This window comes from Phenylobacterium sp. (assembly GCF_036263695.1).
Lineage (GTDB): Bacteria > Pseudomonadota > Alphaproteobacteria > Caulobacterales > Caulobacteraceae > Phenylobacterium.
Map to the genome: position 1 here is coordinate 1 of NZ_DATAGM010000259.1, position 6727 is coordinate 6727.

Below are 6727 nucleotides of genomic sequence, written 5' to 3' on the forward strand. Positions count from 1 at the left end.
CGTCGACGGCGGCAATTTCGACTGGGAGGCGCATGCCGGGCGGTTCCCGACCTTGAACGAACCGGACCCCAGCTACCACGGCGCCGTCTGGACGCAGGCGACCAAGCCGATGGGGCCCGTCGCCTACATCGTGCGCGCCCGCACCATCCTGCTGCGCGACCTCGGCTCGGCGATGAGCCCGTTCAACGCCTTCCAGCTCCTGCAGGGCCTGGAGACCCTGCCGCTGCGCATGGAGCGGCACTGCCAGAACACCCAGAAGGTGGCTGACTGGCTGAAGAGCCGGCCGGGCGTGACCAAGGTGATCCACCCCTCCGCCCAGGACGGCGAGATCCGCCGGCGCGCCGACGCCTACCTGAAGGGCGGTTACGGCGGCTTGCTGGGCTTCGAGCTGGCAGGGGGCGTGGAGGCCGGGCGCCGGTTCATCGACGCCCTGCAGCTGTTTTACCACGTGGCCAACATTGGCGATGCGCGGAGCCTCGCCATCCACCCCGCCTCGACCACCCACTCGCAGCTCTCGGCCGAGGACCAGCTGGCGACCGGCGTCTCCCCCGGCTACGTCCGGCTGTCCGTCGGGATCGAGCACATCGACGACATCCTCGCTGACCTGGAGCAGGCTCTGGCGGCGGCCGGCTAGCCGTCCGCCGACAGCATCAGTTTGACCAGCTCCTCGGTGACCCTGGGCTCCAGGCCCTCGGTGTGGCCCTTGTCGATCCGTACGACGTCGGCCACGACCCGCCCATCGCGGCAGTTCGGATAGAGGAAGACCTCCGCCTTGCCTGGACCCGGCAGGCGGCCCCAGGCCTTGGTCGCCGGGTCTTGGCGGCCGCTGTCGTAGACGTAGCCGGCCGTCGTATCGAAAATTTCTGAACGGCGGACCCGCGGCCCGCAGCCGTATTTCGTCGCCCACTCGGAGGTCTGCGGCAGCGCGGTGATCTCGTGCTCGCCGGTGGTGTAGATGTGACTGAAGTCGCAGGTCAGCGGCGCGGCCATCGCCTGGGCGATGCTGGAGGCCGCCGCGGGCGGCGTCGCGGGCGCGGCGGGCTCGCCCCGCTGCGGCGCGCGGAAGGGCCCTGACGGTCGCCCGGGTTGGCCGCCGACCCGTCCACCGGACAGGCTGAGGAAGCCGTCGACGCGGGTGCGGAAGAAGTCCGAGCAGACGATCCGCCGGGAAGTCGCCCCGCCCTGGCTGTGGCCAGCCAGCCAGAACCGCTGGATGTTCTGCTTGCCGAACTTGGCTTCGGCCATCTCGACGATGTTCTGTAGGTGAGGATCGTCCTCGGCCCGCCAGACCCTCGGCGGCGCGTTCGGAGTGGCGACCACCAGGTCGTACTTGTCCACATAGTCGACGATCGGGAAGTAGTGGCGCTGCCAGTTGCCGTAGCTGCCGCCCCCGTGGAGGTTCAGCACGAAGGTGACCTTGTCGCCCGGTTTCCAGTCCTTGGGATAATCGAGGAAGAACTTCCGGCCGGTCTTCGCATCGACCACCGTGCCGGGATTGATCACCAGCTCGCCCGGGCACTTGGTCGGCGGGCAGCGCAGCTGGCCATTGGTGTTGTCGCTGGTCTGGGTTGCAGCCGGCCCCGCCAGCAGGGCCACGGCGCCGGCCGCCGCGGCCACCCTGATCGCAACTCGCCGCTTCATTGGCTCTTCTCCCTTTCGTCGTTTTCGTTGGGTTTTGCGTCCGGTGCGTCGCGCAGCAGCCGTTCCAGCGAGCGCACGGCCAGGTGCACCGCGCCGCGCTCATCGGCCGTCAGGGTCGTCAGCCGTTCCGCCATCCAGTCGCGCCGCTGGCGGCTGACCTGCAGCAGGAACTCGCGGCCCTTCGGTGAGATCTGCAGCCCGAAGCGCCGGCGATCGCCGGCCGGATCCGTCAGCCGCTCCACCAGCCCCGCGGTCTCCAGGCGCGCCACCCGCTCGCTCATCACCGAGCGGTTGACCTTCTCGATGCCGGCTAGCTCAGTGACCCCGATCCCGGGCCGCCGCCGCACTTCATATAGCGAAAGGGCGTCGGCGCCGGAGACCCCGCCGCCGGCGGAGCGGGCCCGCAGTTCCCGGCTCAGGCGGTAGACCAGCCGCTGCAGCGCCTGTCCGAGCTCGCCCAGCTCCTGCTCCTCCGCCATCCGTCATCCGACCGTTTGTTCGCTTATCGAACAATACAGGTCTGGCGAATGGGGTTGTCAACGGCGCGGCGCCCTAGGCTGCGGCGGCGTCCGGGATCTCGGCCTCGTCGAACGCTTCGACGATCGCGGCGATGAGGGCCTGGGCTTCCACCGGCTTGGCGACGAAGCCGTCCATGCCGGCGTCGCGGCACGCCTGGACGTCCTTGTCCGAGGTCGCGCCGGTCAGGGCGATGAGCTTCAGCCCGGCGCCGTGCTCCGCCCGCAGGCGGCGGGCGGCTTCCAGGCCGTCCATGCGGGGCATGTTGAGGTCGAGCAGCACCAGGTCGAAGGTCTGGCGGGCGGCCGCCTCCACCGCCTCCTGACCGTCGGCGACGCAAACGATTTCGGCGGCGATGGGCGTCAGGAGCAGGCTGAAGGCCCGGCGATTCACGTCGTGGTCGTCGGCGACCAGGATCCGCAGCCCGGCGGAGGCGGGTTCGGCCGGCGCTTGCTCGAGCGCGAGCGGAGCGGCCGGCTGCACCTGCAGGTCGAACCGGAAGCTGGAGCCCTGGCCCGGCGTGCTGGTCACCGTCACGTCGCCGCCCATCAGGCGGGCGAGCTCGCGGCTGATGGCGAGGCCCAGGCCCGTCCCGCCATGGGTGCGGGCGATGCTGGTCTCGGCCTGGCTGAAGGGGCTGAACAGCCGCTCCACCTGCTCGGCGGTCATGCCGGCGCCCGTGTCAGTGACAGTGAGCTCCAGGCGCAGGCCCCCGTCGGCCTCGGCGCACACGATGCGCAGGCCGACCGAGCCCTCGTCGGTGAACTTCATTGCGTTGGAGAACAGGTTGTTGAGCACCTGGCGGATCCGGATCGGATCGCCATCGACCCACCGAGGCAAGGCGTGCGCCCCGTCCAACGTCAGCCGCAGCCCGCGGGCCCCGGCCTCGGGGCGCCAGAACCGGACCGTGTCCAGCACCAGCCGGCGCAGGTCGAAGGCGATGACCTCGACGTTCATCCGCCCCGCTTCCAGCTTGGCGTGGTCGAGCAGGTCGTCCAGCAGGGCGCGCATCATCCGCGCGGCGTCGAGGATCAGTTGGTTATCGCGTCCGCCGACAGCCTCGCCGGCCTTGGCGCCCGCCAGGATCGCGCTGATTGGGGTGCGCAGCTCATGGCTGACGGCGGCTACATAGGCGCTCTTTGCGGCGTGCGCGGCTTCGGCCAGTTCGCGGGCCTGGCTTTCGGCCGTGAGGGCCTTCGCCGACGCGCGCCAGATCAACACCGTCATCAGGAGGATCAGCCCACCAGCGAGGGCCAGCATGGAGAGGTGCCGAGGCTCAGCTCCGACGTGCAAGGCCACCAACGGCATGATCGCGAGGTAGACGCCGAACGGGGTCGTCGCCGCCGCGAAGGCCGCGCCCGACCGCCGGTTGGACATGGCGGTGTTGAGCAGCGCTCCCGCCAGCAGAGCCATGCCGCCCGCGACACCCCAGGGCCCGTCGGTTAGTGGGCCCCAGAGGGCGAACACCCCGAAGACCGCGCTGTTGACCGCCAGCAGCCCAAGCACGGCGTCGACCGAGGTGACGCGCTTCAGGCTGCGCTCGAAGAGTTGCAGGGCGATGTAGGCGACCGACCAGATCGCGCAGACCGCCCAACCGGAAATCGGCCCGAAGGCGAGGGCGATGCTCAGGTTGCTGACGACCCGAAACCACAGCTGCTGGCGCCGGACGAGCAGCACTTCCTGAAGCGCCTCAGGGAGCTCGCGGTTTTCGGTCTGGCGTGCGCGGGATCGCATGCCGAACGGTAGACCCACGTTCTCTAACCGGTCCTTAAGCCCCCCCTCGAAATGAGTAGGGCGGGGCTACTCCAGCCCGTGCTTCTTCCAGAGGACGTCGGACTTGAGAATGTCCCGCACAAAGGCGGCGTGCAGCTCACGTTCTGTCTCCGTAGAGCGGAAGGGCAGCGGACGCGGCCGGGCCCCATAGGCGCTCTGACGGGCGACCGAGACGGCGGCCACCGCGGCGGTGGTGGTCAGCTCCAGACGGCGCTCGCGGCCGCCCTTCAGCTCCAGGTAGACGGCGGCCAGCAGCCGGGCGTCGATCAGCGCGCCGTGTTTCTCTCGGTCGACGAGCGAGATCTTGAAGCGCTTGCAGAGCGCGTCGAGGGAGTTGTGCATACCCGGGAAGCGCTGCTTGGCGAGAGCCAGGGTGTCGATCCAGCGCTGTTCCGGCAGGTGGCCCCGGTTGCAGACCCCCAGCTCGTAGTTGACGAAGGTCCGGTCGAAGGTCGCGTTGTGGGCGATGATCGGGGCGTCGCCCACGAAGTCCAGGAACTCGTCGACGATCTCGTGGACCTTGGGCTTGCCGCGCAGGAATGCGGTGGACAGGCCGTGCACCCGCTCGGCCTCGGGGGGCATGTCCCGCTCCGGGTCGATGTAGGTGTGATAGCTGCGCCCGGTCGGGATGAAGTCCTCGATCTCGAGGCAGGCGATTTCCACCAGCCGGTCGCCGGTCGCCGGGTCGAATCCGGTGGTCTCGGTGTCGAGGACGATCTCGCGGGCCATGTCCGATCTGTGCCCAGGTTCGCGGCCGGCTTCAACTTGCCTTCTGTCGCGCCCGCAGCGCAGCGATGATCTGGCGCACCTGGCCCCGGGCCGCCTCGAACCCCGCGCCGGTCTCGACGATGAAGTCGGCGCGCTTGCGCTTTTCGGCGTCGGGCAGCTGCTTGGCGAGGATGGCGTTGAGCTTCTCCTCGGTCATGCCCTCGCGGTCGAGGACGCGGACGCGCTGCACCTGCGCCGGCGCCGAGGCGACCACCACCGCATCGACGTTCTTCTCGCCGCCGGTCTCGAACAGCAGCGGGATGTCCAGCACCGCCATGTCCTTGCCCTCGGCGCGCGCCTTCTCGAGGAAGCCCTGGCGGCTCTGCATCAGCGGGTAAACGATGGACTGCAGCTTGCGCAGCGCCTCGGGGTTGTTCAGCACCCGCTTGCCGAGCTCCTCGCGGTCGACGGCGCCGTCACGCGTCACGCCGGGAAACGCCGCCTCGACGGGCGCCACCCCGGCCCCGCCCTTGGCGTAGAGGCGGTGGACCTCGGCGTCGGCGTCGTAGACCGGCACGCCCTCCTCCTCGAACATCTTGGCGGTGGTGGACTTGCCCATGCCGATGGAGCCGGTCAGGCCGATGACGATCATTGGGACAGCGCCTCCAGGCAAAGGGCCCTGACGTCCACCTCGGCGGGCGGCGAACGGCCGAAGAAGGCCTCGAACGAGGGAATGGCCTGGCCGATCAGCATCTCCAGGCCGTCCACCGTGCGGCGGCCGATCGCCTCGGCCCGGGCCAGGAAGGGCGTTCTGAGCGGCTTGTAGACCATGTCCATCACCACCGCGTCAGTGGGCGTGGCCTCCAGCGGCACGTTCAGGTCGCCGTCGCCCGAGAGGCCGGCGGAGGTGGCGTTGATTACGGCGATTACGCCCCCCAGCGCCTCGGCCATGCGGTCGAGGGGAAGGGGAACGACCGTGGAGCCCAGGCCGCCGGCGATCTGCTCGGCGCGCATGTAGGTGCGGTTGACGATGCGGACTTCCGGCGCGCCGGCCGCGACGAAGGCGGCGGCGGCGCCCCGCGCCGCCCCCCCCGCGCCGAGGATGACCACCGGCCCCGCCTTGGGATCGAAGCCGGGCGCCTGGACCTGGAAGGCGTGCAGCAGCCCCAGCCCGTCCGTGTTGTCGGCCAGGATGTGGCCCTCGGCGGTGAAGATCAGCAGGTTGGACGCCCCCGCCAGGTCGGCGCGCGGGCTGATCTCGTCGGCCGCCATCATCGCCTCCTCTTTGAAGGGGAGGGTGACATTCACGCCGCGGACGGCGCCGCCGCGCAGACCCCTGACGAAGTCCTTGAAGCCGTGCGGCGGCGGGCTGAAGGGGACGTAGACGCCGTCGACCCCGGCCGCCGCCAGCCACGCGTTGTGGATCAGGGGGCTGAGGGAGTGTCGCACCGGGGATCCGACGACCCCGGCGACGGTGGTGGCCCCGGTGATCATGCGGTCAGCACGCCCCGGCGGCGAAGCAGCTCCAACAGGCCCATCAGCGGCAGGCCCAGGATGGCGAAGTAGTCGCCCTGGATCTTCGAGAACAGCTGGGCGCCGGGGCCCTCAAGTCGATAGCAGCCGACCGAGCCCAGCGCCGCCTCGCCTTCGTCGGCGAGGTAGCCCTCCAGGAAGGCGTCGGAGAAGTCGCGCATGGTGAGGGTCGCGCTGGCGGTCTCGCGCCAGACGACCTGCCCGTCTTCGGCGACCACCACCGCCGAATGGAGCTGGTGCGGGCGGCCCTTCAGGCGCAGCAGGCGGTCGCGGGCGGCCGCGACGGTCTCCACCTTGTCGTAGAGCTCGCCGGCCAGGTCGAGCGTCTGGTCGGCGCCGATTACGAGGCCGGGCCGATTCTGCGAAACGGCCACAGCCTTCGCCTCGGCCAGCGCCTCGGCGATCTCCTTCGGGCCCGCGCCTTCGGCCAGCATGACGCGCTTGATAGCGTCCTCGTCCACGCCGGAGCCGGCGGTCTCGAACGGCACGCCTGCGCCGGTCAGCACGGCGGCCCTGGCGGCGCTCTTGGACGCGAGCGTCAACCTCACCCGAGGAT

At 70.2% G+C, this 6727-nt stretch carries 8 protein-coding genes; 1 reads left to right on the forward strand and 7 read right to left on the reverse strand.

What is annotated here, in order from left to right; all coding sequences use genetic code 11:
* Positions 1 to 634: PLP-dependent transferase (locus VHK87_RS10445; RefSeq protein ID WP_329634837.1), on the forward strand; the 634-nt coding region annotated here is incomplete at its 5' end.
* Here the strand turns inward: VHK87_RS10445 and VHK87_RS10450 are convergent.
* The 7 genes from VHK87_RS10450 to VHK87_RS10480 all read right to left on the reverse strand — a co-directional run bounded on the left by VHK87_RS10450 (position 631) and on the right by VHK87_RS10480 (position 6719).
* The gene (locus VHK87_RS10450) at positions 631 to 1641 is read right to left on the reverse strand and encodes an alpha/beta hydrolase (protein WP_329634838.1); all 1011 of its coding nucleotides are present in this window, start codon (positions 1639 to 1641) and stop codon (positions 631 to 633) included. The two genes, VHK87_RS10445 and VHK87_RS10450, sit on opposite strands and share 4 nt — an antisense overlap.
* Positions 1638 to 2120 (reverse strand): MarR family winged helix-turn-helix transcriptional regulator, encoded by a 483-nt coding sequence (locus VHK87_RS10455; protein ID WP_329634839.1) that lies wholly within the window; start codon positions 2118 to 2120, stop codon positions 1638 to 1640. Before VHK87_RS10455 ends, VHK87_RS10450 begins: the two co-directional genes overlap by 4 nt.
* A 73-nt stretch (positions 2121 to 2193) precedes the next feature.
* Positions 2194 to 3834, reverse strand: a complete 1641-nt coding sequence (locus tag VHK87_RS10460) for an ATP-binding protein (protein ID WP_329634840.1) — start codon at positions 3832 to 3834, stop codon at positions 2194 to 2196.
* A gap of 123 nt (positions 3835 to 3957) precedes the next feature.
* A complete protein-coding gene (dnaQ, locus tag VHK87_RS10465) occupies positions 3958 to 4659 on the reverse strand; it encodes a DNA polymerase III subunit epsilon (protein ID WP_329634841.1) in 702 nt (233 codons plus the stop codon).
* 31 nt (positions 4660 to 4690) lie between these two features.
* Positions 4691 to 5290, reverse strand: coding sequence for a dephospho-CoA kinase (gene coaE, locus VHK87_RS10470; protein WP_329634842.1), 600 nt, complete (start codon positions 5288 to 5290; stop codon positions 4691 to 4693).
* A complete protein-coding gene (aroE, locus tag VHK87_RS10475; RefSeq protein WP_329634843.1) occupies positions 5287 to 6132 on the reverse strand; it encodes a shikimate dehydrogenase in 846 nt (281 codons plus the stop codon). The genes coaE and aroE overlap by 4 nt, the downstream gene beginning before the upstream one ends.
* Positions 6129 to 6719 (reverse strand): Maf family protein, encoded by a 591-nt coding sequence (locus tag VHK87_RS10480; protein ID WP_329634844.1) that lies wholly within the window; start codon positions 6717 to 6719, stop codon positions 6129 to 6131. The genes aroE and VHK87_RS10480 overlap by 4 nt, the downstream gene beginning before the upstream one ends.
* Positions 6720 to 6727: the final 8 nt, after the last annotated feature.

Bases quoted from the DNA above. Each gene is read 5' to 3' on its own strand.
- aroE (WP_329634843.1), bottom strand. From the start codon at position 6,132: ATGATCACCGGGGCCACCACCGTCGCCGGGGTCGTCGGATCCCCGGTG.
- coaE (WP_329634842.1), bottom strand. From the start codon at position 5,290: ATGATCGTCATCGGCCTGACCGGCTCCATCGGCATGGGCAAGTCCACC.
- dnaQ (WP_329634841.1), bottom strand. From the start codon at position 4,659: ATGGCCCGCGAGATCGTCCTCGACACCGAGACCACCGGATTCGACCCG.
- VHK87_RS10455 (WP_329634839.1), bottom strand. From the start codon at position 2,120: ATGGCGGAGGAGCAGGAGCTGGGCGAGCTCGGACAGGCGCTGCAGCGG.
- VHK87_RS10450 (WP_329634838.1), bottom strand. From the start codon at position 1,641: ATGAAGCGGCGAGTTGCGATCAGGGTGGCCGCGGCGGCCGGCGCCGTG.